Here is a 23,715-nt window from a genome sequence, read left to right on the forward strand (position 1 = left end):
GAGTGAGCATCCCTCGACTGCAGCTCGCGCACATCACGAAGCGCTATCCCTCGGTGGTGGCCAACAGCGACGTCTCGCTGACGGTCCAGGCGGGCGAGACGCACGCCGTCCTCGGCGAGAACGGGGCCGGCAAGTCCACGCTGATGAAGATCATCTACGGCGCCGTCAAGCCGGACGAGGGCAGCGTGATGTTCGACGGCCAGCCGGTCCACATCCGCAACCCGCAGGAGGCACGGGCGCTGGGCATCAGCATGGTGTTCCAGCACTTCAGCCTGTTCGACACGCTGACGGTGGCGGAGAACGTGTGGCTGGGCCTGGACAAGAGCCTGACCCTGCACCAGGTGACGCACAGCATCACCGCCAAGGCGCGCGAGTACGGCCTGGAGGTCGACCCCGCCCGCCCGGTGCACACGCTCTCGGTGGGCGAGATGCAGCGGGTGGAGATCATCCGCGCGCTGCTCACCAACCCCAAGCTGCTGATCCTCGACGAGCCGACCTCGGTGCTGACGCCGCAGGCGGTGGAGAAGCTGTTCGTGGTGCTCAGGCAGCTCGCCTCCGAAGGCTGCAGCATCCTCTACATCTCGCACAAGCTGCACGAGATCCGCGAGCTGTGCACGGCCTGCACCGTGATGCGCGGGGGCAAGGTGACCGGCGACGCGGACCCGCGGCGCGAGACCAATGCCACGCTGTCGCGCCTGATGATCGGGGCCGAGCCGCCGGAGCTGGAACACCACGAACGCCAGCCGGGCGAGGTGGTGCTCAAGGTGCAGGGGCTGACCCTGCCGCGCGAGGACCAGTTCGGCCACGACCTCGACGACGTGTCCTTCGAGGTGCGCGCGGGCGAGGTGGTGGGCATCGCCGGCGTCTCGGGCAACGGCCAGCGCGAGCTGCTGTTCGCGCTCTCGGGCGAGGACCGGCGTGCCGCCCGCGAGATGATCCAGGTCGCGGGCCAGAACGCCGGCCGCCTCGGGCCCTCGCAACGGCGCCAGCTGGGCCTGCATTTCGTGCCGGAGGAACGCCTCGGGCGCGGCGCCGTGCCCGGCCTGAGCCTCGCGCAGAACCTGCTGCTCACGCGCAGCGACAGCATCAAGGGCAGCGGCTGGATCGACGTCAAGGCGCTGCGGCGGCAGGCGGCCGGCATCATCCAGAAATTCAACGTGAAGGCCGGCGGGCCCGGGGCGGCGGCGAAGTCGCTGTCGGGCGGCAACCTGCAGAAGTTCATCGTCGGCCGCGAGATCGACGCCAACCCGAAGCTGCTGATCGTGTCGCAGCCGACCTGGGGCGTGGACGTGGGCGCGTCGGCGCAGATCCGCGCGGAGATCCTGGCGCTGCGCGACGCCGGCTGCGCGGTGCTGGTGCTGAGCGAGGAGCTGGAGGAGCTGTTCGAGATCAGCGACCGGCTGCACGTGATCGCGAAGGGCCGCCTGTCGCCGAGCGTGGAGCGGGCCCGGGCGACGGTGACGCAGATCGGTGAGTGGATGAGTGGGTTGTGGGTGGTGCATCCCTTGCGCGAGACGGCGCCCGGTGCCCTCACCCCGACCCTCTCCCAGAGAGAGAGGGAGAAAGGCAGCAATGTTTAAGCTGGAGCCCAGGCCGGAAGCCTCGCGCTTCTGGAGCCTCGCGTCGCCGGTGCTGGCGCTGGTCGTCACCGTGCTGCTCGGCACCCTGCTGTTCGTCGCGTTGGGCAAGGATCCGGTGCGGGGACTGCAGGTGTTCTTCTGGGAGCCGGTCAACTCCGGCTACCGCCTCGGCGAGCTGATGGTCAAGGCCACGCCGCTGCTGATCATCGCGCTGGGGCTGGCCGTGTGCTTCCGCTCCAACGTCTGGAACATCGGCGCCGAAGGCCAGTTCGTGCTCGGCGCGGTGGTGGCGGGCGGGGTCGCGCTGCTCGCCGGCAAGGAGACCAGCCGCTTCATCGTGGTGGCGATCCTGCTTGCCGGCGTGCTGGGCGGCATGGCCTGGGCGGCCATCACCGGCGTGCTGCGCGACCGCTTCAACGCCAACGAGATCCTCGTCAGCCTGATGCTGGTCTACGTGGCGACGCTGACCCTGAACTACCTGGTCTTCGGGCCCTGGAAGGACCCGCAGGGCTACAACTTCCCGCAGACCAAGACCTTCGAGGCGGTGACGCAGGTCCCGCGCCTGATGCAGGGTTCGCGCGTGAACATCGGCGTGCTGCTGGCGCTGGCCGGCGTGGCGGCGCTGTGGGTGTTCCTGTTCCGCACCCGCGCCGGCTTCGCCCAGCAGGTGGGCGGGCTGGCGCCGGCCGCGGCGCGCTACGCCGGCTTTTCCTCGCGCAAGGCGCTGTGGACGGCGCTGCTGGTCTCCGGCGGCGCGGCCGGCCTCGCCGGCGCGCTGGAAGTCGCCGGCCCGATCGGGCAGCTCACGCCCTACGTGCCGGCGGGCTACGGCTTCGCCGCGATCATCGTGGCCTTCGTCGGCCGCCTGCACCCGGTGGGCATGGTCTTCTCGGCCCTCCTCATGAGCATGTTCTACATCGGCGGCGAACTGGCGCAGTCGCGCCTGGGCCTGCCCAAGTCGCTCACCGGCGTGTTCCAGGGGCTGCTGCTGTTCGCCCTGCTGGCCTGCGACACGCTGATGGTCTACCGCATCCGCTTCATGCCGTCTGCCGCCCCCGCGAAGGCCTGACATGGAAAGCTACGCACTCCTCTTCGCCTCCATGCTCAACGCGGGCACCGTGCTCGCCATCGCGGCCCTGGGCCTGTTGATCAACGAGAAGGCCGGCATCGTCAACCTCGGCGCCGAGGGCATGATGCTGTGCGCCGCCATCGCCGGCTTCGCCACCGTGGTGCATACGGGCAGCGACTGGCTCGGCTTCCTGGCGGGCATGGGCGCGGGCGCGCTGCTGGCCGCGGCCTTCGGCCTGCTGGTGATCTGGATGAACACCAACCAGTACGCCACCGGCCTGGCCCTGAGCCTGTTCGGCGCCGGCTTCTCCGCTTTCGCCGGCATCGGGTACGTGCAGGAGAAACTGCCCGAGCGGCCGCACTTCTCGCTGCCGCTGCTGGGCGACATCCCGGTGCTGGGCTCCGCGCTGTTCCGCCAGCACCCCATGGTGTACCTGGCCATCGGCCTCGTGGGCTGGCTGGTGTGGTTCCTGTACCGCTCGCGCTCCGGCCTGGTGCTGCGCTCGGTGGGCGAGTCGCCCGAGGCGGCGCACGCGCTGGGCTATCCGGTGCGCCGCATCCGCCTGCTGGCGGTGGTGGCCGGCGGCGCCCTGTGCGGCCTCGCGGGCGCCTACATCTCCGTGATCTACACGCCCCTGTGGGTCGAGGGCATGGTGGCGGGCAAGGGCTGGATCGCGCTGGCGCTCACCACCTTCGCCACCTGGCGGCCGGCCCGCGTGTTGCTGGGGGCCTATCTCTTCGGCGGCGTGACCATGCTGCAGTTCCACCTTCAGGGCACCGGCGTCGAGGTGGCCAGCGAATTCCTGAACATGCTGCCCTACCTGGCCACCATCGTGGTGCTGGCGCTGATCTCGCGCAATCCCGCCTGGATCCGCGTCAACATGCCGGCCTCGCTCGGCAAGCCTTTCTACCCGGGAACATAGAATCCCCCTTTCTCCCAACCGTCCCTCAGAGGAACTGGAATGACCGACCTCAAGAAACGCTCCCTGCTCCAGGTCGCGGCCCTGGCCGCGGCGGTGGCGGGCCTGGCCGCCTGCAGCAAGCAGGAGACCCCCGCACCGGCGCCGGCGCCCGCTCCCACGGCGGCCGCCCCGGCCTCCGCGCCTGCGCCTGCCGCGCAGAAGCTCAAGATCGCCTTCGCCTACGTCGGGCCGGTGGGCGACGGTGGCTGGACCTTCGCCCACGACAACGGCCGCAAGGCGGTGGAGAAGGAATTCGGCGACAAGGTCGAGACCAGCTTCGTCGAGAAGGTGCCCGAGTCGGCCGACGCCGAGCGCGTGATGCGCGACATGGTGGGCCAGGGCAACAAGCTGATCTTCGGCACCACCTTCGGCTACATGGAGCCGATGCTCAAGGTGGCCGCGGACAACAAGGACGTGAAGTTCGAGCATGCCACCGGCTACAAGACGGCCGAGAACATGCGCACCTACGACAGCCGCACGTACGAGGGCGCGTACATGGCCGGCGTGATCGCCGGGTCCATGACCAAGACCAACACGCTGGGCGTGGTCGGCTCGATCCCGATCCCCGAGGTGGTGCGCAACATCAACAGCTTCACGCTGGGCGCGCAGTCGGTCAACCCGAAGATCAAGACCAAGGTCGTGTGGGTCGGCGACTGGTTCAATCCGCCGAAGGAAACCGAAGCCGCCACGGCGCTGATCAACGGCGGCGCCGACGTGCTGATGCAGAACACGGACTCCTCCGCCGTGCTGCAGACGGCCGAGAAGATGGGCAAGCGCGCCTTCGGCTGGGACAGCGACATGAGCAGCTACGGCCCCAAGGCGCACCTGGGTTCGGCGGTGATCAACTGGGGCCCGTACTACATCAAGGCCGTGCGTGACGCCCTCGACAACAAGTGGACCACGGGCCAGGCCTGGTGGGGCGTGAAGGAAGGCGCGATCGACTTCGTCAACGTCGCCGCCGACGTGCCCGATGCGGCCAAGCAGCAGCTCGAGAAGGTGAAGGCCGGCCTGAAGGACGGCAGCCTGGTGATCTGGAAGGGCCCCCTGGCCGACAACACCGGCAAGGAAGTCCTGGCCAAGGACGCCGCGGCCGACGACAAGTTCCTCGGCGGCATCAACTTCTACGTCAAGGGCGTGGAAGGCAAGGTGCCGGGCGGCGACAAGAAGTAAACCGGCATGGCGCATGCAAGGGCCGCCTGTGCGCGGCCCTTTTTCATTGGGGAAGCGATGATCGAACGGCAGCATTGGCATCCGGTGGCATCGGCCGGGGCGCTGGGCACGGCGCCCGTGGCTGCGCGCCTGCTCGGCGAGGACCTGGTCCTGTGGCGCGACGCGCAGGGCGCGGTGCATGCGTGGCCGGACCGCTGTCCCCACCGCGGTGCGCGCCTCTCGCTGGGGCGCATCGCGCAGGGGCGGCTCGAGTGCGCCTACCACGGCTGGCAGTTCGGGCCTTCCGGCCAGTGCGTGCACGTGCCCGCCCTGCCTGCCTTCACGCCGCCCGCGACGCACTGCGTGCGCGGCTTCGCGGCGCGCGAGGCGCACGGGCTCGTGTGGGTCCGGCTAGAGGAGGCCGAGACGCAGCCGCCGGCCTTCGACGCCGAAGGCGACGCCCGCCTGCGCAAGGTGAATTGCGGCCCCTACGAGGTCGCCACCAGCGCGCCGCGCCTGGTCGAGAACTTCCTCGACCGGTCGCATTTCGCCTTCGTGCACGAGGGCTGGCTGGGCGAGCGCGGCGCCGCTGCCATCGAGGACTATCGCGTCGAGCCCACGCCGACCGGCCTGCGTGCCACCGGCTGCAAGGCCTGGCAGCCGCAGTCCAACCTGCACTCCACCGCGCCGGCGCAGGTGGAATACGGCTACGAGGTGACCGGGCCGTACAGCGCGCTGCTCACCAAGATCCCGGAGCGCGGAACCACCGCGCTGCCGGAGTGGCGCGAAGCGATCGGCCTGTTCATCTGCCCGCTCGATCCCGAACGCAGCCTCGCCTGGTTCCGGCTCGCGGTGGCCGACTTCGAGTCGCCCGACGCGAAGCTGCGCGCCTTCCAGGACACCATCTTCCGCCAGGACCAGCCGGTGCTGGAATCGCAGCAGCCCCGGTGCCTGCCGCTGGATCCCCGGGCGGAACTGCACACCGTGGCCGACCGCGCATCGGCGGCCTATCGCCGGTATCTTTCGGGTCTGGGAATCACCTTCGGAGTCTGCCGATGAGCAACGTTCCTGCCGTGCCCCCGGAGCGCCTCCCGGCCTTGCTGGCCGCCATGCCCAAGGCCGAACTGCACATCCACGTCGAGGGCTCGCTCGAACCCGAGCTGATCTTCCAGCTGGCGCGGCGCAACGGCGTGCGCCTGCCCTACGCCAGCGTGGAGGAACTGCGGCGCGCCTATGCCTTCAGCAACCTGCAGAGTTTCCTGGACATCTACTACGCCGGCGCCAGCGTGCTGCTGAGGGAGCAGGACTTCTACGACATGGCCTGGGCCTACCTGCAGCGCGCGCAGGCCGACAACGTGCTGCGCGCGGAAATCTTCTTCGACCCCCAGACGCACACGGCGCGCGGCGTGCCCATGGAAACCGTGATCCATGGCCTGCACCGGGCCTGCCAGGACGCGAAGCAGCTCGGCGTCGACGCGGAACTGATCCTGTGCTTCCTGCGCCACCTCAGCGAGGAGGAGGCCTTCGACACGCTGGAGCAGGCGCTGCCCCTGCGCGACCGCTTCATCGGCGTGGGCCTCGATTCCAGCGAGCTGGGGCATCCGCCCGAGAAGTTCGCGCGCGTGTTCGCCAAATGCCGCCAGCAGGGGCTGCACCTCGTCGCCCACGCGGGCGAGGAAGGGCCGCCGGCCTATGTCTGGTCCGCGCTGGACGTGCTGAAGGTGGAGCGCATCGACCACGGCGTGCAGTCCGCGCAGGACCCGGCGCTCATGAAGCGCCTGGCCGACGAGCACATCCCGCTCACGGTCTGCCCCTTGTCCAACCTGAAGCTCCGCGTGTTCCCCAAGCTGGAGCAGCACAACCTGCGCGAGCTGCTGGACGCCGGCCTCGTGGCCACGGTCAACTCCGACGACCCGGCCTACTTCGGCGGCTACGTCAACGCCAACTTCCTCGAGACCTTCGCCGCGACGGGCCTGGACGCGCAGCATGCCTACCGGCTCGCGCGCAACAGCTTCGAAGGCAGCTTCGCGGACGCTTCAGCGAAGAAGAAGTACCTCGAGCGGCTCGATGCCGCCTTCGCCGCGGCCTGAGTCCGCGAAGCGCAGCTGCACGGCGCCAGGCCCGTCGCCCCGCGCGCGCAGCGGTTCCTCGCGCAACGTGATGCGCGCACCCGCCAGCCGCACCTGCTCGCCGTCCACGGCCTCCGGCCCGAGGTAGGCGCGATAGCGTTCCAGCGTCGCGGGCAGGTCGCCGACGGCCACGGCGACTTCGGAAATGCCCAGCGCGCCATTGGCATGGCGCCGCACCTCCCCCTCCGGCACCCGCAGCGCGCGCGGGGTCACGTCGAAGCAAAGGAAGGGCAGGTCGGACGTCGAGGGCCGCGCGCTCTGCCATTCGATGCGCACGCCGTCCGGCCGCGCCCGCCCGCCCGGGCGGTCAACGAGGCCGGCCAGCCCGCGCGAGCGCGCGGCGGCCACGGTGGCCGCGAGGTCCCGCGGCAGCAGGGCGAAATCGACCAGGCCTTCGCCGTGGGCGTCCAGCACGCGCCACCAGCGTTCCTCCGGCGAGGGCGCGTCGTAGGCGATTAGCTCGATGTAGGCGCCGTCTTCGAACACCACCAGCGCGTTGCGCGTGTGGCGTCCCGGGTGGCGGCCCCCCGCGACCACGGTGAAACCGGTGGCGGTGTAATCGGCCACCGTGCGTTCGAGGTCACGGACCGCGATCACGACGTGGTCCAGGGCGAGGAGGGAGCTCACTCTTCGAGCTTCAGGCCGGTGTTGCGCACGAACGCAGCCCAGCGCTCGTACTCCTGGCGCGCATGGCGCTCGACGCCGGCGCCGTCGGTGGCCATCACCTCGAAGCCGGCCTGCGTCAGCTTGCCGTGCACCTCGGGCGCCATCAGCGTCGCGCGGAAATCCTCGGTCAGCCTGCGCAGCACCTCGGGCGGCGTCGCCGCCGGGGCGAAGATGCCGATCCACGAATACGCCTCGAAGCCGGGGAAGCCCGATTCGGCCACCGTGGGAACGTCCGGCAATTCGGGCAGGCGCCTGGCGCCGGTGACGGCCAGCGGCTTGATCTTCCCAGCCGCGATCTGGCCCTTCAGCGCGGCGAAGCTCAGGAGCGTGAGTTGCGACACGTCGCCGAGCACCGCCTGCACCGCGGGACCGCCACCGCCGTAGGGGACGTGCAGCACGTCCACGTTCGCGCGGCGCTTGATGTCCTCCATGACCAGGTGGTTCATGGAGCCCAGGCCGGTCGAGGCATAGCTGAACTTCGCCGGCTGCGAGCGCGCCTGGTCGAGGAAGCCGCGCAGGTCCTTCGCCGCCACCGAGGCCGAGGCGCCGATCACCAGCGGGAAGCGCACCGCGAGCGTGACGCCCGCGAAGTCCTTGAAGGTGTCGTAGGGCAGCTTCGGCTTGGCGATGGGATTGATCGCGTGCGTGTCGAAGCTGACCAGCAGCGTGTTGCCGTCCGGCGGCGCCTTGGCAACGAAGCTGGTCGCGAGCTGGCTCGCCGCGCCCGGCTTGTTGTCCACCACCACGGGGCGGCCGAGGCGCATCGCCAGCTCGGGCTGGAAGATGCGCGCCGCGATGTCGGTGCTGCCGCCGGGCGGGAAGGTCACCACCAGGCGCACCGGTGCGTCGGTCTGGGCCACGGCGGGGGTGCCGCCGGCCAGCGCCGCGAGCGCGGCGAGGATCGTGCGGCGGTTCGGGCTGCTGCTCATCGTCTGCCTTTCTTCGCGTTCAACCCATCCACTGGCTCACCGGCACGGCCGTGTCCTGCAGTTCCTGCGAGACCACGTCGACCAGCGCCGGCCCGTCGTGCGCCAGCGCCGCCTTCAGCGCGCCGTGCACCTCGGCCGGGTCTTCCACGCGCCAGGCCTTCACGCCGAAGGCCTCGGCGACGCGGGCGTGCTCGGTGCGGCCGAAGTCCACCGAGAAGTAGCGCCCGCCGTAGCCGGTCTGCTGGCTGGCCTTGATCCAGCCGAACACCGCGTTGGAGAACACCACCATCTTCAGCGGCACGCCGCGCCGCACCACGGTCTCCAGCTCGCCGCAGGTGAAGCCGAAGCTGCCGTCGCCCATCACGGACACCACCATGGCGTCCGGCCGGCCGAACCAGGCGCCGATGGCGGCCGAGAGCGAGAAGCCGAGCGCGCCGTGGGCGCGGTTGGTGATGAAGTGGCGGCCGGCCTCAGGCGCGTCGAAGTAGGCCGAGAAATAGGGGCAGGGCGTGCCGGGATCAGCGACGACGATCGCGTCGCGCGGCAGCAGCCGGTTCAGCGCATCGAGCACGCGCTCCGGCTTGATCGGGCGGTCGCGCGACTCCGCCAGGCCGGCGAAGAAAGCGTCCTTCCGCGCGCGGCAGGCCGCCGTGAGCGCGCGTCCGTCGGCGGCGTCGTGCGGACGATGGGCCAGGCGCTGCCGCACCGCTTCGGCCAGCGCGGCCAGGCCCAGCTTCGCGTCGGCCACCAGCGCCACGTCGGTCCGGTAGTTGGTGGCGATGGTCATCGCATCGATGTCGAGGTGCAGGATCGTGCGGTCGCGCGCCGGCATCTTCCAGTGCTCGGTGGTGGTGGAGCCGGCACGCGCGCCGACGAACATCACGAGGTCCGCCTGCGCGACCACCGCCCGCGTGGCCTCCACGCCGCCGTTGGTGCCCACCACGCCTGCGCTCAGGGGATGGTCGCCGGGCAGGCAGCCCTTGCCGCTGACCGTGCTGCAGACGGGCGCGTTCAGCAGGGTCGCAAGCCGGTCCAGCTCCGCGCTGGCGCCCGAGATGACCACCCCGCCGCCGCAGATGAACACGGGGGCGCGCGCCGCCACCAGCTTGCCCGCCGCCCGTTCGACATCGGCGGGATCGGGCGCGACGCGGTAGGCAGGATAGCGATCGTGCCCGGGCTGGGCCCAGACCTCCTCCGGGGCGATGGGCTGCTTCTGCAGGTCGTAGGGCAGGCAGATGTGCGTGGCGCCCGGCCGGCCGGTGGTCATGGCGCGGAAGGCGCTGCGCACCGCGTGCGGGATCTGGTCGACACGGTCGATGCGGGCGTTCCACTTGGTGAGCGGCTGGTACAGCGCGAGCTGGTCCAGCTCGGTCAGCGGGAACTTGCCGCGCGCGCCCACGGAGACGTCGGAGGTGATGCCCAGCACCGGCACGGCCGATTCGTTCGCTTCCACGATGCCGGGCAGCAGGTAGGTCGCGCCGCCGCCGCTGGGGCCCTCGCACACGCCGGGCCGGCCGGTCACGCGGGCATAGCCGTCGGCCATGTAGGCGGCGCTGCGCTCGTCGCGCGTGAGCACGTGGTCGATGCCGTGGTCGAGCCGCGCCATCGCGTCGTAGAAGGGGAGGCTGGTGTCGCCGCAGAGGCCGAAGATGTGCTTCACGCCATAGAGCTGCAGCATGCGCACCAGGGCGTCGGCGCCGTTCAGGGAACTCATGTCCGTCTCCGTCACTGAGCGGGCCAGTATAGGCAAGCCGATCCATTCGGCCCGTTCACTTCCGTATGCAGTTTTCGCGGCGTGTAGGTCAATGCCCCGTGAAGCACGGAACTTTCGCCGACACGCCGACCCCAGTACGGGATGACTGAAGCGCAAAGGACTCTCGCGACCCGCTGGTGGGGCGCCCTGCTGGTCTCGTTCGTGTTCCTCGCCCCGCTGGAGGGCTTCGCGGCGGGACTGCAGAAGCCGGTCGCCAGCGCGAAGGCGAACAAAGTGGCAACGGCGAAGCGCGGCGCCAGGCCCGTGAAGATTTCCGCTCCCGCGCGTCTCCCTGCCGACCCGCTGAAGCTGCCGCTGAAGGCCAGCGTCGCCTACGTCATCGACCAGGACAGCGACCAGGTGCTCCTGGGCAAGAACGACGACGACGTGCGGCCGATCGCGTCGCTCACGAAGCTCATGACCGGCCTGGTCGTCGCCGAGGCGCAGTTGCCGCTCGGCGAACCCATCACCATCACCGGCGCCGATGTCGACCGGCTGAAGTTCAGCAGCTCGCGCCTGCAGGTGGGCACCCAGCTCACCCGCCGCGAAGCGCTGCACCTGGCCCTGATGTCCAGCGAGAACCGCGCGGCGCACGCCCTGGGGCGCACCTACCCCGGCGGCGAGGCGGCCTTCGTCAGCGCCATGAACAACAAGGCCCGGCAGCTGGGCATGCGGCAGACGCGCTACGTGGACCCGACCGGGCTGTCGAGCGGCAACAAGTCCAGCGCGCGCGACCTCGCGGTGCTGGCCGAGGCCGCCTACGCGCATCCGCTGCTGCGCAGGTATTCCACCTCGCGCGGCTACGAGGTGGAAGCCGCCGACGGGCGCGAGCTGAGCTACGTGAACACCAACCGGCTGGTGCGGGAGGGTGCGTGGAACATCGGCCTGCAGAAGACGGGCTACATCTCGGAGGCGGGCCAGTGCCTGGTCGTGCAGACCCGGCTCAAGGGCCGCAACCTCATCATGGTCTTCCTCGATTCGGCCAGCAAGGTCACGCGGATCAAGGACGCCGAGATCGTGCGCCGCTGGCTGGACCAGCACGGCCCGAAGCTCGCGGGGCCGGACCGCGGCGCGCGCTCGGACGCCTGAGCCGTCGCGTTTTCGTTTTCGGCTTCCGTGGCCGGGGCTGGCGGCCCTCTCCGCGGGACGCCCTAAAATACGCAAAAGGTCGCGCCCCGGCGGCCTTTTTCTTTGTCGAATTCCGGGGCCATGTAGAGGAACACCATGTACAAAAACCTCGCCGCCCTCGCATTGGCGGCTTGTGTCTTTTCCTTTCCCACGCACGCGCAGAAGGCCGAACCGCTCAAGGTCGGCTTCCTCTATGTCGCACCTGTCACCGACGCCGGCTGGGTGCACCAGCACGAGGAAGGGCGCCAGGCCGTGCAGGCCGCGTTCGGCGACCGCGTGAAGACCTCGTTCGTCGAGAACGTCGCCGAAGGCCCGGACGCGGAACGCGTGCTCCGCGACCTCGTCGCGACGGGGCACAAGCTGATCTTCACGCCCAGCTTCGGCTACATGGAGCCCACGCTGAAGGTGGCGAAGGACCATCCCGAGGTGAAGTTCGAGTCCATCACGGGCTACAAGACGGCGCCCAACGTGGCGACCGCGAATGCGCGCTACTACGAGGGCCGCTACCTTGCCGGCATCGCGGCGGGCCGCCTGTCGAAGAGCAACGTGGCCGGTTTCGTCGCGGGCTTCCCCATCCCGGAAGTGCTGCAGGGGATCAACGCGTTCGCGCTCGGCATGCGCTCGGTGAACCCGCAGGCGCAGGTGAAGGTGGTGTGGCTCAACACCTGGTTCGATCCGGGCAAGGAGCGCGACGCGGCCATGGCGCTGATCGACCAGGGCGCGGACGTGCTCACGTTCAACAGTGCTTCCACCGCCGTGATGGCGGCCGCGCAGGAGCGCGGCAAGCTGGCGATCGCCTACCACTCCGACATGCGCAAGGTCGCGCCGCAGGCGCAGGCCCTGGCGGTCATGCACGTCTGGGGCGACTACTACCAGCAGCGCACCAGGGCCGTGCTCGACGGAACCTGGAAGACCGGCAACGTCTGGGGCGGGGTGAAGGAAGGCATGGTCCGCGTCGGCGCTTTCGGCCCCGGCGTGCCCAAGGCGGTGCAGGACGAGGTGCTCGCGCGCCAGAAGGACATCGCGTCGGGCAAGCTCAAGCCCTTCGCGGGGCCGATCGCGGACAACGAAGGCAAGGCCGTGGTAGCGAAGGGGCAGGCCCTGGGCGACGAGCAGATCCTGAACATGAACTTCCTCGTGGCCGGCGTGCAGGGGAAGATCGCAAAATAGCGCGATGCAGGCCTACCGCGCAGCGCTCCTTTCCTTCGACGACGACGGCTCCGCCCGCTACGAATCCGACGGCCTGCTGGTCGTCGGGCCCGATGCGTCCGGGCGCAAGGTGATCCGCGCCTCTGGTTCGTACGCCGCTCTGGCCGGCAACTACCCGGGCGTGCGCGTGACGGAGTTTCCCGGCCGCATCCTCGCGCCCGGCTTCATCGACCTGCACGTGCACTTCCCGCAGACGGACGTGATCGGCTCGCCGGCCGAAGGCCTGCTGCCCTGGCTGGAGGACTACACCTTCCCGCACGAGGCGCGCTTCGCCGACCAAGCGTACGCGGTCGCGATGGCGGGCGTGTTCCTCGACGAGCTGCTGCGCAACGGCGTGACCACCGCGCTGGCGTTCTGCACCTCGCATCCGCATTCGGTGGATGCGCTGCTGGAGGAGAGCGAGCGCCGCGGCATGCGCACGATCGCCGGCAAGGTGCTGCAGGACCGCCATTCGCCCGAGGGCGTGCGCGACGAGACGCAGCAGTCCCTCGTCGACACCGAGGCACTGATCCGCCGCTGGCAGGGCCGCGGCCGGCTCGGCTACGCGATCACGCCGCGTTTCGCGCCGAGCTGCACGGAAGCGCAGCTGCGCGGCGCCGGCGAACTGGCCGCGCGCTACCCGGACGTGTGGATCCAGTCGCACGTGGCCGAAAACCAGGACGAGATCCGCTGGGTGCGCGAGCTGTTTCCGCAGTCCCGCAGCTATGTCTCGGTGTACGGCGACTTCGGGCTGCTGCGCGAGCGCGCGATCTACGCGCACTGCATCCACATCGACGACGAGGACCGCGCCCTGCTGCGCGACACCGGGGCGGCCGCGGCGGTGAGCCCCACCAGCAACCTGTTCCTGGGCAGCGGCTTCTTCGACTACGCCGGCGCCCGGCACGTGGGCTTGCGCTACGGGCTGGCCAGCGACGTGGGCGGCGGCACCAGCTTCAGCCCCTTCCACACCATGCTGGCGGCGTACTACGTGGGACGCGAGGGCCAGACCAAGCCCGGCGTGAGCCTGGGCCCGCAGCACCTCTGGTGGCAGCACACCGCGGGCGCCGCGCGCGCGCTCGGGCTCGAGGGCGTGGCGGGCAACCTGCGCCCCGGCTGCGAGGCCGATTTCGTGCTGCTGGATCCGCGCGCCACGCCCCTGCTGGCGCGCCGCACGCAGCAGGCGCGCAACCTGGACGAGTTGCTGTTCGCCATGATCGTGCTGGGCGACGACCGCGTGGTGGAGCGGGTCGCGGTGGATGGGGTTATCACCAGCAAGGTGCCGGGCCCCGCTGCATAGACTGTTCCTCCTCCAAGGGGGAACGCCATGCACCGTGCCATCCCGCGCTGCGCCCGCGCGCTGCTTGCCCTGGGCCTGGCCTGCGCCGCCGCCGGCGCCTCGGCCCAGGCGTGGCCGGCGCGGCCGATCACGCTGGTGATGCCTTATTCGCCGGGCGGCCCGGGCGATGCGATCACGCGCGTATTCGCGGCGGCCCTGCAGAAGACGCTGGGCCAGCAGGTCGTGGTGGACAACCCCGCCGGCGCGTCGGGCACCATCGGCACGGCGAAGGTGGCGCGCTCCGCGCCGGACGGCTACACGCTGCTGATGATCCACGTGAGCCACGCCACCAACCTGGCGATGTACAGGGACCTGCCGTACCACCCGGTCAACGACTTCGAGCCGATCGGCTCTGCCACCAGCGGGCCCATGGTGGTGGTGGCGCGCAACGGCTTTCCCGCGAAGGACCTCGAGGAGTTCGTCGCCTACCTGCGGGCGAACGGCCCGAAGGTGAGCCTCGCGCATGCGGGCATCGGGTCCGCCTCCCACCTGTGCGGTCTGATGCTGATGAACGCGGTGGGCGTGAAGCTGAACGAGATCCCGTACAAGGGCACGGGGCCGGCGCTCAACGACGTGATGGGCGGCCAGGTGGACGTGCTGTGCGACCAGACCTCGGGCACCGTGCCCTCGGTGAAGGGCGGCCGCATCAAGGCCTACGCGGCCGCCGGCAAGGCGCGCCTGGGCTCGCTGCCGGAGGTGCCCGCGCTGTCGGAAGCGGGGGTGCAGGGCTTCGACATCAACATCTCCTTCGGCCTCTACGCGCCCAGGGGCACCCCGAAGCCGGTGCTGGAGCAGCTCACGGCCGCCCTGCAGAAGGCGGTGGTCGATCCGGAGGTGCGCGCCCGGCTGGAGGGCATGGGCGTGGCGGCGGTGAGCCCGGAGCAGGCCACCCCGGCGGCCCTGCGCGTGCACCTGATGAACGAGATCGACACCCTCGGCGGGCTCCTGGTCAAGGCGGGCGTGAAGGCGAACTGAGCGCGGTCAAGGGTGCGGGGCGGCGCCCACCTAGAATAGCCACTCCCAGAAGTGAGTGCCTCCCGATGACCATCAAGAGCGACAAGTGGATCCGCCGCATGGCGGAACAACATGGCCTGATCGACCCGTTCGAGCCGAAGCAGGTGCGCGAGGTCGAGGGGCGGCGCGTCATCAGCTACGGCACCTCCAGCTATGGCTACGACATCCGCTGCGCGCCGGAATTCAAGGTCTTCACCAACATCCACAGCACGGTGGTGGACCCGAAGAACTTCGACGAGAAGAGCTTCGTCGACTTCCACGACGACGTCTGCATCATCCCGCCCAACAGCTTCGCGCTCGCGCGCACGCTGGAGTACTTCCGCATCCCGCGCAACGTGCTGACCATCTGCCTGGGCAAGAGCACCTACGCGCGCTGCGGCATCATCGTCAACGTCACGCCGTTCGAGCCGGAGTGGGAGGGCTACGTGACGCTGGAGTTCTCCAACACCACGCCGCTGCCCGCGAAGATCTACGCGGGCGAGGGCTGCGCGCAGGTCCTGTTCTTCGAAAGCGACGAGGCCTGCGACGTGAGCTACAAGGACCGCGGCGGCAAGTACCAGGGCCAGCACGGCGTGACCCTGCCGAAGGCGTAGCCTTTCGCGCGCGCCCTTCGCGCAAGCCAAAAAAGCAACAACCGATCGTCGAATCGTCGGCGCACTGCAGCGTGCGCCTGCTCTGGCGGAAGCGCACGGCCGAGCAGGAATCCGGCCGCCGGTGGCTGGCGCGCAACGCTCCCGTGCATCGCCGCGCCCTTGTGCCACAAGGCTCGTGGGGGTTCACCCGCACGGGCGGTGCACGCGTGCACGCGGAAGTCCATCATTCCTCGAATGCGTTCGGCCCCCGCGTCAGGATTTTGTCCTACAGCGGATCGCGCCCGCCACACTGGCGCGGCCGCGGCGGCAGGCCTAGCATTGAATGCACCCAAGGAAGCCACCATGTCCACCCTGACGACTGCCGCAGTACCCGCAACATCGTCACGCAGCCGGTGGCTGTGGATGCTCATGGCGGCCATCGCGCTCGGGCAACTGTTCGCGTTCTGGCTCCTGTGCAGCCACCAGGTGCGCAAGGCCGAAGCGCGACACAACGAGACGATCGTCCAGCAGATGGCCCTGACGGACTGCCTGCAGTACATCCCCGGTTCCACCATCGCCAGCTGCACCATCCGCCTCGATCCGGGCGCGCAGGCGCGGCACGCTGCCGGCCAGGCCGCCGCGACGGGCGCGGTGCCGGTCAGCTTCACCTACCGCTGAGGCTTCCATGAGCACCCCGCATCGGCATTCCGCGCTCGGGGCGCGCGCTGGTGCGGCCGCTTCCGTGCAGGAATCGTCGGAGGAAGACCAGGGCTTCGGGCGCTACTGCCCCACCGGGCTGCTCGCGAGCTTCGCGCTGCTGATGGCAGGGCGGGGCCGCTGCGTCAACACCGACATGATGCTGGGCGACCGCGAATACGCGATGTGGCAGCTGGCTTGCGCGCGCGCGACGGACGACCCGGAGCTCGAGGCGATCGCCACGAGGCTGTTCGCCTACTTCGACGATCCGCAGCACAGCGCGATGCCGGTCCTGGGAACGGCGTAGCCCGCGCTCAGTGCAGGTCGAAGGTCGCGAGCTTCTTGCGCACCGGCACGTTCTTCAGCGTCACGTACACCGGCATCCCGTCCTTGTACTTCGGGTAGTCCTCGCCGCGGATCAGCGGGCGCAGGTAGCGCTTGCAGCCCTCGGTGATGCCGAAGCCGTCTTCCGAGATGTAGTGCCGCGGCATGTGCTTCTCGACGTTCGCCACCTCCGTCAGCGGCGCCATCCCGAAGCGGTAGCGATAGGGCTTGTCGCTGATCCGCTCGATGGTGGGCATCACGGCGCTGTGCCCCTTGAGGGCGAGCTTCACCGCCGCGGCGCCGGCTTCGTACGCCTGTTTCGCGTCGGTGGTGGAGGCGATGTGGCGGGCGGCGCGCTGCAGGTAGTCGGCGACGGCCCAGTGGAACTTGTGGCCGAGGCCCTGCCGGATCATGCGCGCCACGACCGGTGCCGCTCCGCCCAGCTGCTCGTGGCCGAAGGCGTCGCGCGGCCCCTGCTGCGCCAGGTAACGGCCGTCGGCGTGGTGGCAGCCCTCCGAGACGACCACCGTGCAGAAGCCGTGCCGCGCGACGAGCTCGCTCACGCGCGCCAGGAACTGCTCTTCCTCGAAGGGGATCTCCGGGAACAGCACGACCACCGGGATCCCGTGGTCCTCCACCAGCCCGCCCGCCGCGGCGATCCAGCCGGCGTGCCGGCCCATCACTTCCAGCACGAACACCTTGGTCGAGGTGCGCGCCATCGAACGCACGTCGAGCGAGGCTTCCAGCGCCGACACCGCCACGTACTTCGCCACCGAGCCGAAGCCGGGGCAGCAGTCCGTGAGCGGCAGGTCGTTGTCCACCGTCTTCGGGATGTGGATCGCCTGGATCGGATAATCCATGGCCTCGGCGAGCTGGCTCACCTTGAGGCAGGTGTCGGCCGAGTCGCCGCCGCCGTTGTAGAAGAAGTAGCCGATGCCGTGCGCCGCGAACACCTCGATCAGGCGCTGGTATTCGCGCCGGTGGCTCTCCAGCGACTTGAGCTTGTAGCGGCAGGAGCCGAAGGCGCCCCCCGGCGTGTGGCGCAGTTGCGCGATGGTGGCGGCCGACTCCTTGTCGGTGTCGATCAGGTCCTCGGTGAGCGCGCCTATGATCCCGTCGCGCCCGGCGAAGACCTTGCCGATGCGGTCGCGGTTGGCACGCACCGTCTCGATGACGCCGCAGGCCGATGCGTTGATGACGGCGGTGACCCCGCCGGACTGCGCGTAGAAGGCGTTCTTCAGGGCCATGGCCCGAGATCATGGCGGCTTCCGCGCCGCAGGGGAAGCTCGGACGCTACAGCCCAGCGCGCTACAGCTCAGCGCCTTCCACGAGAAAGCGCACCCGCCGCGTGCCCTGCCATTCGTCCGCTTCCAGCCGGAAGGCGATCTTCACCTTCGCCGGCAGCGGCTGCGTGTGGCCGAACCAGATCGCGTCCATGGGCTGGCCCTGGTGGCGGATCTTCAGCGACAGGTGCTTCTCGCCGACCAGCTTCTGCGAGACGACCTCGACCTCCTCGCTGAACACCGGCGGCGCGAAACCCTGGCCCCAGACCTCGCCGTGCAGGGTGTCGACCAGGTCCGGCCGGCAGTATTCGCGCGCCAGGGGGCCGTCGGTGTGCAGCCGCCGCAGCAGCGTGGCGGCGTCGAGCCACTCCTGCGCGACCTGGGCGAGCGCCTGCTCGAAGACGTCGAAATGCTCCTCGGCCACCGTGCAGCCGGCCGCCATGGCGTGGCCGCCGAAGCGCAGCAGCACGCCGGGATGGCGCTTGGCCACCAGGTCCAGCGCATCGCGCAGGTGGAAGCCGGGAATCGAGCGGCCCGAACCCTTCAGCTCGTGCTCGCGCCCGGGCGCCTGGCTGGCCGCGAAGACGAAGGTCGGGCGGTGCAGCCTGTCCTTGATGCGCGAGGCCACGATGCCCACCACGCCCTCGTGGAAGTCGGGATCGAACACGCAGATCGCGGGTGGCGGCTCCTCGCCTTCCTCGAACAGCGCCTCGGCGAGCGCGATGGCCTGCTCGCGCATGTCGCCCTCGATCTCGCGCCGCTCGCGGTTGATGCCGTCCAGCGCCCGCGCCAGTTCGTCCGCGCGGGCGGAATCGTCGGCCAGCAGGCACTCGATGCCGATGGTCATGTCGGCCAGCCGGCCCGCCGCGTTGATGCGCGGCCCCAGCGCGAAGCCGAAGTCGAAGGTGGTGGCCGCCTCGGGCTTGCGGCCCGCCGCCGCGAACAGGCTGGCGAGACCGCAGGGCAGGGCGCCGGCGCGGATGCGCTTGAGCCCCTGCGCGACGAGGCGGCGGTTGTTGGCATCGAGCTTCACGACGTCGGCGACGGTGCCCAGCGCCACCAGCGGCAGCAGCGCGTCGAGCTTCGGCTGCGAGCGCTCGTCGAACACGCCGCGCCGGCGCAGCTCCGCGCGCAGCGCCAGCAGCACGTAGAACATGACGCCCACGCCGGCGAGGGATTTGCTCTCGAAGCCGCAGCCCGGCTGGTTGGGGTTGACGATCAGCCCCCCTTCGGGCAGCACCGCCCCGGGCAGGTGGTGGTCGGTCACCAGCACCTGCAGCCCCAGCGCGCGGGCCGCGGCCACGCCTTCGAGGCTGGCGATGCCGTTGTCGACGGTCACCAGCACGTGCGCGCCGGTGGCGTGCACCCGGTGCGCGATCGGGGCGGTGAGGCCGTAGCCGTCCACCACGCGGTCGGGCACCAGGTAGCCGACCTCGCGCGCGCCGAGCAGGCGCAGGCCGCGCACGGCCACGGCGCACGCCGTCGCGCCGTCGCAGTCGTAGTCGGCCACGATGCAGATCCGCTGCCCCGCGGCGATCGCGTCGGCCAGCAGCACCGCGGCTTCGGTCGCGCCCTTCAGGCTCGCGGGGAGCAGCAGTCGGGCCAGCCCGTTGTCCAGTTCCTCGCGGGCCAGCACGCCGCGGGCGGCGTACAGGCGCGCCAGCAGCGGATGGATGCCGGCCTGTTCCAGGGCCCAGACGGCGCGCGGCGGCGCATCGCGGGTGACGAACTTCACAGGCCCTCCACCAGTTGCGCCACCGTGCTGCTGCCGAACCAGCCGGCCACGCGGCGCCAGCTGCCCGCGCCCTCGGAAGTCCAGGTCCGCGCGCCCGTTTCGCCGCACAGGGTGACGCGCACCGGCACGCCGCGTTCGAGTTCGGACAGCAGCCGTGCGCCTTCGCGCTCGTCGATCTTGTGCCAGGCCGCGGCCCAGCCGCTCCAGTCGGCCTGCAGGGCCATTTCGCGCAGGTAGGGCGTGACCTGCAGGCCGGGCGGCGTGCCCGGCGCGTGGCCGGGCGGCAGCGCGCCGGTCCCGCTGATCCAGAAGGAGTTGACGGGCAGCAGCCCGCCGCGCTCGCGCTCCTCGTTGAGCGGCAGCGTGTAGAGCAGCATCTGCATCTCCTGCTGCAGCCGGCGCAGCGGCCGGCCGGCGCTGCCGCCGGGCATCCAGGCATCCTCGATCCGGTGGCCGACCACGCGGTCCAGCGAGGCGCTGGGCAGCGTGCGGAACGCCTCGCCGCGCGCCAGCCAGCGCAGGGGCGCGTCGAAGGACAGGGCGATCCCGTCCTCGGCGAAGTAGGGCGACATGGCCGCCAGCAGCGCCCGCGAGTCGTCGCCATCGAGCTGCAGCTCCTGCGGATGCGCCATGTCGATGTGGTCCTGGCCCACCCGCCAGTGCGCCGGCGTGATCCAGGCCCAGCCCTCCGTGCCCTCGCCCGCGCCCTCCTGCTGCGCCTGCACGGCGGCGAGGGGGATCAGGCCGTCGACCGGGGCCAGCCCATGGGCCTGCGCCAGCACCCGCTCGTGCGGCAGGGAGAGGCTGTGCGGATCGCCCGTGTCCGTGCCCTCCAGAACCAGCCGCCGCAGCAGCTTCTGCAGGTTGGGAAGGGCGAGCCCCCGCAGGGCTTCGGAAGCGGCCTCGGCCCGGCAGCGGGCGAAGGGGACAAGCAAGTGGACTCCGTCTGACACAGCCATATTGTCGGGGATGCCACAATGCCGGCCGATGGAATACCCTGTCTGAACGGGGCGCAATGGCCCTTCCTTACGAGCTCGTGCTGGGTTGGCGCTACACCCGCGCCGGCCGCGCCACGCGGCGCAACGGCTTCATCTCCTTCATTTCCGGCGTTTCGATGCTCGGTATCTCGCTCGGCGTGGCCGCGCTGATCATCGTGCTTTCGGTGATGAACGGCTTCCAGAAGGAGGTCCGCGACCGGATGCTGAGCGTGGTCTCGCACGTCGAGGTCTACGGCCCCGGCGGCGGGGTGCTGCAGGACACGGCCCGCACCCTCGCCGAGGTGCGCCGCAATCCCGAGGTGGTCGGCGCGGCACCCTTCATCGCCACGCAGTCGCTGCTGGCGCGCGGCGAGGACATGCGGGGCGCCGTCGTGCGCGGCATCGACCCGAAGCTGGAGGCCCAGGTGACGGACCTCGCCTCGACCTCGCAAGGCACGCTGGACAAGCTGGTGCCCGGCCAGTTCGGCATCGTGCTAGGCGCGGAACTGGCGCGCAACCTGGGCGTGCGCGAAGGCGATGCGGTCACCCTGATCGCGCCGGGCGGGCAGGTCACGCCGGCCGGCGTCGTCCCGCGCCTGAAGCAGATGACGGTGGTGGGCACCTTCGACTCCGGCCACTTCGAGTACGACAGCGGGCTGGTGCTGCTGCACCTGGACGACGCCGCCCGCATCTTCCGGCTGGAGGGGCCGACCGGCATCCGCCTGAAGCTGCGCGACCTGAACCGGGCGCGCGAGGTGGCCGCGGAGCTCTCCACGAGCCTCACGGGCGACTTTCTGGTGCGCGACTGGACCCGGCAGAACCGCACCTGGTTCGCGGCGGTGCAGCTCGAGAAGCGGATGATGTTCATCATCCTGACGCTGATCGTCGCGGTGGCCGCCTTCAACCTCGTGAGCACGCTGGTGATGACCGTCACGGACAAGCGCGCCGACATCGCCATCCTGCGCACGCTGGGGGCGAGCCCCGGCAGCATCATGGGCATCTTCGTGGTGCAGGGCGCGGCGGTGGGCGTGATCGGCACGCTGGCGGGGCTGCTGCTCGGGCTGCTGGTGGCCGTCAACATCGACGTGATCGTGCCGGCGCTGGAGCACGCGCTGAACGCGAGCTTCCTGCCGAAGGACATCTACCTGATCAGCCGCATGCCCAGCGACCCGCAGGCCAACGACATCGTGCCGATCGCGGTGATCTCGCTGGCGCTGGCCTTCGTGGCCACGATCTATCCGAGCTGGCGCGCCAGCCGGGTCAACCCGGCGGAGGCGCTGCGCTATGAATGAACCGACGCTGCGGCCGGAAGCCGAGGCCGCGCTGACCGCGGTGGAGCCGCACGCGGGCGTGGTGCTCGCCTGCCAGGGCGTGAGCAAGCGCTTCACCGAGGGGCCGCTGGACGTCGAGGTGCTCAAGGGCGTGGACCTCGAGGTGCACGCCGGCGAGACGCTGGCCATCGTGGGAGCTTCCGGCTCGGGCAAGAGCACCCTGCTGCACGTGCTGGGCGGGCTGGATGCGCCCACCGCCGGCAAGGTGCAGCTGATGGGGCGCGAACTGCACTCGCTGGACCCGGCGACGCAGGGACGCCTGCGCAACGCGCACCTGGGGTTCGTCTACCAGTTCCACCACCTGCTGCCGGAGTTCAGCGCGCTCGACAACGTCGGCATGCCCCTGCGCATCCGCCGCATGCCGGTGGAGCAGATGCACGCCGCCGCGGCCGAGATGCTGGCCGCCGTGGGCCTGAAGGACCGCATGAAGCACCGCCCGGCCGAACTCTCGGGCGGCGAGCGCCAGCGGGTCGCGATCGCCCGGGCCCTGGTGGCGCACCCGGCGTGCGTGCTGGCCGACGAGCCGACCGGCAACCTGGACCGCGGGACCGCCGACGTGGTGTTCGCGCTGATGCTGCGGCTGGCGCGCGAGCGCGGCACGGCGTTCGTCATGGTGACGCACGACGAGCAGCTGGCCGCGCGCTGCGGGCGGACGCTGCACCTGAGTTCAGGGCGCTTGGGCGAGCCGGTCTTCTGAGGGACCAGGAAAACCAGACAGCCGAACGCAGAGGACGCAAAGGTACGCAAAGGACGCAGAAAACACCTTCAAGGGAGTTTTTCTGCGTCCTCTGCGAAATCTCTGCGTCCTCTGCGTTCGGCTGCCTGGTTTTTCATGGACGCGTCAGAGGATCCGGTTGAACCACACCAACGACAGCCCCGCCGACAGCAGCGCGAGGCACGCCGCCGCCATCGCGAACAGGGCCGAGATCTCGGTCTCCTTCTTCTCCACGGTCAGCTTGGAGCTGAGCGCCTCGTAGACCTTGCGCAGGTCCTGCGCGGTGCCGGCGTAGAAGTACTCGGCCGAGGTCTTGTTGGCGATCTGCTTGAGCGTTTCCTCGTCCAGCCGCACGCGCATCGACCAGCCTTCGAAGCCGATCGTCTCGCCGTCGACCGTGCCGATGCCCACCGTGTAGACGCGCACGCCCCGGTCGGCGGCCATCTTGGCGGCCTCGATCGGGTCCACGCCGGTCGTGCGCTGCCCGTCGGTGAGCATGATGATCGCGGCCGAGGGATAGGACCCCGGCGCGACCGGCGTGAACTCCTTCTTGCCCTTCTTCTCGTTGTCGAGCGACTGGCCGCGCGGGCGCTCGCGCCCGCTCTGCATGTTCTCGAGGTCGATGCCTTGGTCCGGGAACAGCGTGGCCAGCGAGATCACGATGGCGTTGCCGGTCGCGGTGGCGCGCTGCAGCTGGAAGCGGTCGATGGCCGTGACCAGGTCTTCCCGGTTGGTGGTGGGCAGCTGCGCCACCTGGGCCGAGCCGGCGAAGGCGACGATGCCCACCTTCACGTGCCGCGGCAGCTCGCCGATGAAGGCCTTGGCCGCGTTCTGGGCCGCCACCAGCCGGTTGGGCTGGACGTCGGTGGCGCGCATGCTGCCGGAGACGTCCATGGCCAGCATGATCGTCTGCTGGTTGGAGGGCAGCGTGACCACCGCCACCGGGCGCGAGGCGGCGAGCACCAGGGCCGTCATCGCCAGCAGGAACAGCAGGGGCGGCACGTGGCGCCGCACCTGCTGGCCCCGGCCCATGGCCTCCTTGACGAAGGCCAGCGAGGCATAGCGCACCGCGAGCTTCTTCTTGCGCCGCAGCAGCAGCAGGTACAGCCCGACCAGCAACGGCAGGGCCAGCAGCAGCCAGAGGAACTGGGGCCAGAGGAATTGCATGTCGGATCTCCGG

At 70.3% G+C, this 23,715-nt stretch carries 22 protein-coding genes; 15 read left to right on the forward strand and 7 right to left on the reverse strand.

Features of this window, described 5'->3' with window-relative positions:
- Window positions 1-2: 2 nt before the first annotated feature.
- Genes JJ685_RS23100 through JJ685_RS23125 form a run of 6 tightly spaced genes read left to right on the forward strand, consistent with a single transcriptional unit; the run spans window position 3 to window position 6,849 of the window.
- Window positions 3-1,580, forward strand: a complete 1,578-nt coding sequence (locus JJ685_RS23100) for an ABC transporter ATP-binding protein (RefSeq protein WP_201676714.1) — start codon at window positions 3-5, stop codon at window positions 1,578-1,580.
- Complete coding sequence (locus tag JJ685_RS23105; protein ID WP_201676715.1) at window positions 1,573-2,649, forward strand: ABC transporter permease; 1,077 nt, start codon at window positions 1,573-1,575, stop codon at window positions 2,647-2,649. Before JJ685_RS23100 ends, JJ685_RS23105 begins: the two co-directional genes overlap by 8 nt.
- 1 nt (window position 2,650) lies before the next feature.
- A complete protein-coding gene (locus JJ685_RS23110; protein WP_201676716.1) occupies window positions 2,651-3,571 on the forward strand; it encodes an ABC transporter permease in 921 nt (306 codons plus the stop codon).
- 39 nt (window positions 3,572-3,610) lie between these two features.
- A complete protein-coding gene (locus JJ685_RS23115; RefSeq protein WP_201676717.1) occupies window positions 3,611-4,780 on the forward strand; it encodes a BMP family ABC transporter substrate-binding protein in 1,170 nt (389 codons plus the stop codon).
- Between the two features lie 57 nt (window positions 4,781-4,837).
- Window positions 4,838-5,818 (forward strand): aromatic ring-hydroxylating dioxygenase subunit alpha, encoded by a 981-nt coding sequence (locus JJ685_RS23120; RefSeq protein WP_201676718.1) that lies wholly within the window; start codon window positions 4,838-4,840, stop codon window positions 5,816-5,818.
- The gene (locus JJ685_RS23125) at window positions 5,815-6,849 is read left to right on the forward strand and encodes an adenosine deaminase (protein WP_201676719.1); all 1,035 of its coding nucleotides are present in this window, start codon (window positions 5,815-5,817) and stop codon (window positions 6,847-6,849) included. The genes JJ685_RS23120 and JJ685_RS23125 overlap by 4 nt, the downstream gene beginning before the upstream one ends.
- Here JJ685_RS23125 and JJ685_RS23130 read toward each other — a convergent pair.
- From JJ685_RS23130 to JJ685_RS23140, 3 genes are read right to left on the reverse strand one after another with little or no spacing between them, the layout of a single operon-like run.
- Window positions 6,796-7,515, reverse strand: a complete 720-nt coding sequence (locus JJ685_RS23130) for a VOC family protein (protein WP_201676720.1) — start codon at window positions 7,513-7,515, stop codon at window positions 6,796-6,798. The two genes, JJ685_RS23125 and JJ685_RS23130, sit on opposite strands and share 54 nt — an antisense overlap.
- The gene (locus tag JJ685_RS23135; RefSeq protein ID WP_201676721.1) at window positions 7,512-8,483 is read right to left on the reverse strand and encodes a tripartite tricarboxylate transporter substrate binding protein; all 972 of its coding nucleotides are present in this window, start codon (window positions 8,481-8,483) and stop codon (window positions 7,512-7,514) included. The genes JJ685_RS23130 and JJ685_RS23135 overlap by 4 nt, the downstream gene beginning before the upstream one ends.
- Window positions 8,484-8,502: 19 nt before the next feature.
- Window positions 8,503-10,197, reverse strand: coding sequence for a thiamine pyrophosphate-binding protein (locus JJ685_RS23140; RefSeq protein WP_201676722.1), 1,695 nt, complete (start codon window positions 10,195-10,197; stop codon window positions 8,503-8,505).
- 141 nt (window positions 10,198-10,338) lie between these two features.
- Here JJ685_RS23140 and JJ685_RS23145 point away from each other — a divergent pair, with 141 nt between their 5' ends.
- The 7 genes from JJ685_RS23145 (at window position 10,339) to JJ685_RS23175 (ending at window position 16,477) form a co-directional block, all read left to right on the forward strand.
- The gene (locus JJ685_RS23145; RefSeq protein WP_201676723.1) at window positions 10,339-11,325 is read left to right on the forward strand and encodes a D-alanyl-D-alanine carboxypeptidase family protein; all 987 of its coding nucleotides are present in this window, start codon (window positions 10,339-10,341) and stop codon (window positions 11,323-11,325) included.
- A 135-nt stretch (window positions 11,326-11,460) separates the two neighbouring features.
- A complete protein-coding gene (locus tag JJ685_RS23150; protein WP_201676724.1) occupies window positions 11,461-12,534 on the forward strand; it encodes a BMP family ABC transporter substrate-binding protein in 1,074 nt (357 codons plus the stop codon).
- 4 nt (window positions 12,535-12,538) lie between these two features.
- On the forward strand, window positions 12,539-13,849 hold the full coding sequence (gene guaD / locus JJ685_RS23155) for a guanine deaminase (RefSeq protein WP_201676725.1): 1,311 nt from the start codon (window positions 12,539-12,541) through the stop codon (window positions 13,847-13,849).
- Window positions 13,850-13,876: 27 nt separating this feature from the next.
- A complete protein-coding gene (locus tag JJ685_RS23160; RefSeq protein ID WP_201676726.1) occupies window positions 13,877-14,863 on the forward strand; it encodes a tripartite tricarboxylate transporter substrate-binding protein in 987 nt (328 codons plus the stop codon).
- Window positions 14,864-14,928: 65 nt separating this feature from the next.
- Window positions 14,929-15,495 carry a dCTP deaminase gene (gene dcd, locus JJ685_RS23165; protein WP_201676727.1) on the forward strand — a complete coding sequence of 189 codons (567 nt, stop codon included), beginning with the start codon at window positions 14,929-14,931 and terminating at the stop codon, window positions 15,493-15,495.
- A gap of 342 nt (window positions 15,496-15,837) precedes the next feature.
- Complete coding sequence (locus tag JJ685_RS23170; protein ID WP_201676728.1) at window positions 15,838-16,152, forward strand: hypothetical protein; 315 nt, start codon at window positions 15,838-15,840, stop codon at window positions 16,150-16,152.
- Between the two features lie 7 nt (window positions 16,153-16,159).
- Window positions 16,160-16,477, forward strand: coding sequence for a hypothetical protein (locus JJ685_RS23175; protein WP_201676729.1), 318 nt, complete (start codon window positions 16,160-16,162; stop codon window positions 16,475-16,477).
- Between the two features lie 7 nt (window positions 16,478-16,484).
- Here the strand turns inward: JJ685_RS23175 and JJ685_RS23180 are convergent, their stop codons facing one another.
- The 3 genes from JJ685_RS23180 to JJ685_RS23190 all read right to left on the reverse strand — a co-directional run bounded on the left by JJ685_RS23180 (window position 16,485) and on the right by JJ685_RS23190 (window position 20,447).
- Window positions 16,485-17,741 (reverse strand): 6-phosphofructokinase, encoded by a 1,257-nt coding sequence (locus tag JJ685_RS23180; RefSeq protein ID WP_201676730.1) that lies wholly within the window; start codon window positions 17,739-17,741, stop codon window positions 16,485-16,487.
- 61 nt (window positions 17,742-17,802) lie between these two features.
- Window positions 17,803-19,512, reverse strand: a complete 1,710-nt coding sequence (recJ, locus tag JJ685_RS23185) for a single-stranded-DNA-specific exonuclease RecJ (RefSeq protein ID WP_201676731.1) — start codon at window positions 19,510-19,512, stop codon at window positions 17,803-17,805.
- Window positions 19,509-20,447 carry a hypothetical protein gene (locus JJ685_RS23190; protein ID WP_201676732.1) on the reverse strand — a complete coding sequence of 313 codons (939 nt, stop codon included), beginning with the start codon at window positions 20,445-20,447 and terminating at the stop codon, window positions 19,509-19,511. The genes recJ and JJ685_RS23190 overlap by 4 nt, the downstream gene beginning before the upstream one ends.
- An 80-nt stretch (window positions 20,448-20,527) precedes the next feature.
- Between JJ685_RS23190 and JJ685_RS23195 the strand changes: the two genes are divergently transcribed.
- Window positions 20,528-21,781 (forward strand): lipoprotein-releasing ABC transporter permease subunit, encoded by a 1,254-nt coding sequence (locus JJ685_RS23195; RefSeq protein WP_201676733.1) that lies wholly within the window; start codon window positions 20,528-20,530, stop codon window positions 21,779-21,781.
- Entirely contained in the window at window positions 21,774-22,517 is a 744-nt protein-coding gene (lolD, locus tag JJ685_RS23200) for a lipoprotein-releasing ABC transporter ATP-binding protein LolD (protein ID WP_201676734.1), read from the forward strand. The genes JJ685_RS23195 and lolD overlap by 8 nt, the downstream gene beginning before the upstream one ends.
- 144 nt (window positions 22,518-22,661) lie before the next feature.
- On the opposite strand, the gene JJ685_RS23205 is transcribed toward lolD, so the two are convergent.
- Window positions 22,662-23,702: a VWA domain-containing protein gene (locus JJ685_RS23205; RefSeq protein WP_201676735.1), complete on the reverse strand. Its 1,041-nt coding sequence runs from the start codon at window positions 23,700-23,702 to the stop codon at window positions 22,662-22,664.
- Window positions 23,703-23,715: the final 13 nt, after the last annotated feature.

Source organism: Ramlibacter monticola, assembly GCF_016722785.1.
Lineage (GTDB): Bacteria > Pseudomonadota > Gammaproteobacteria > Burkholderiales > Burkholderiaceae_C > Ramlibacter > Ramlibacter monticola.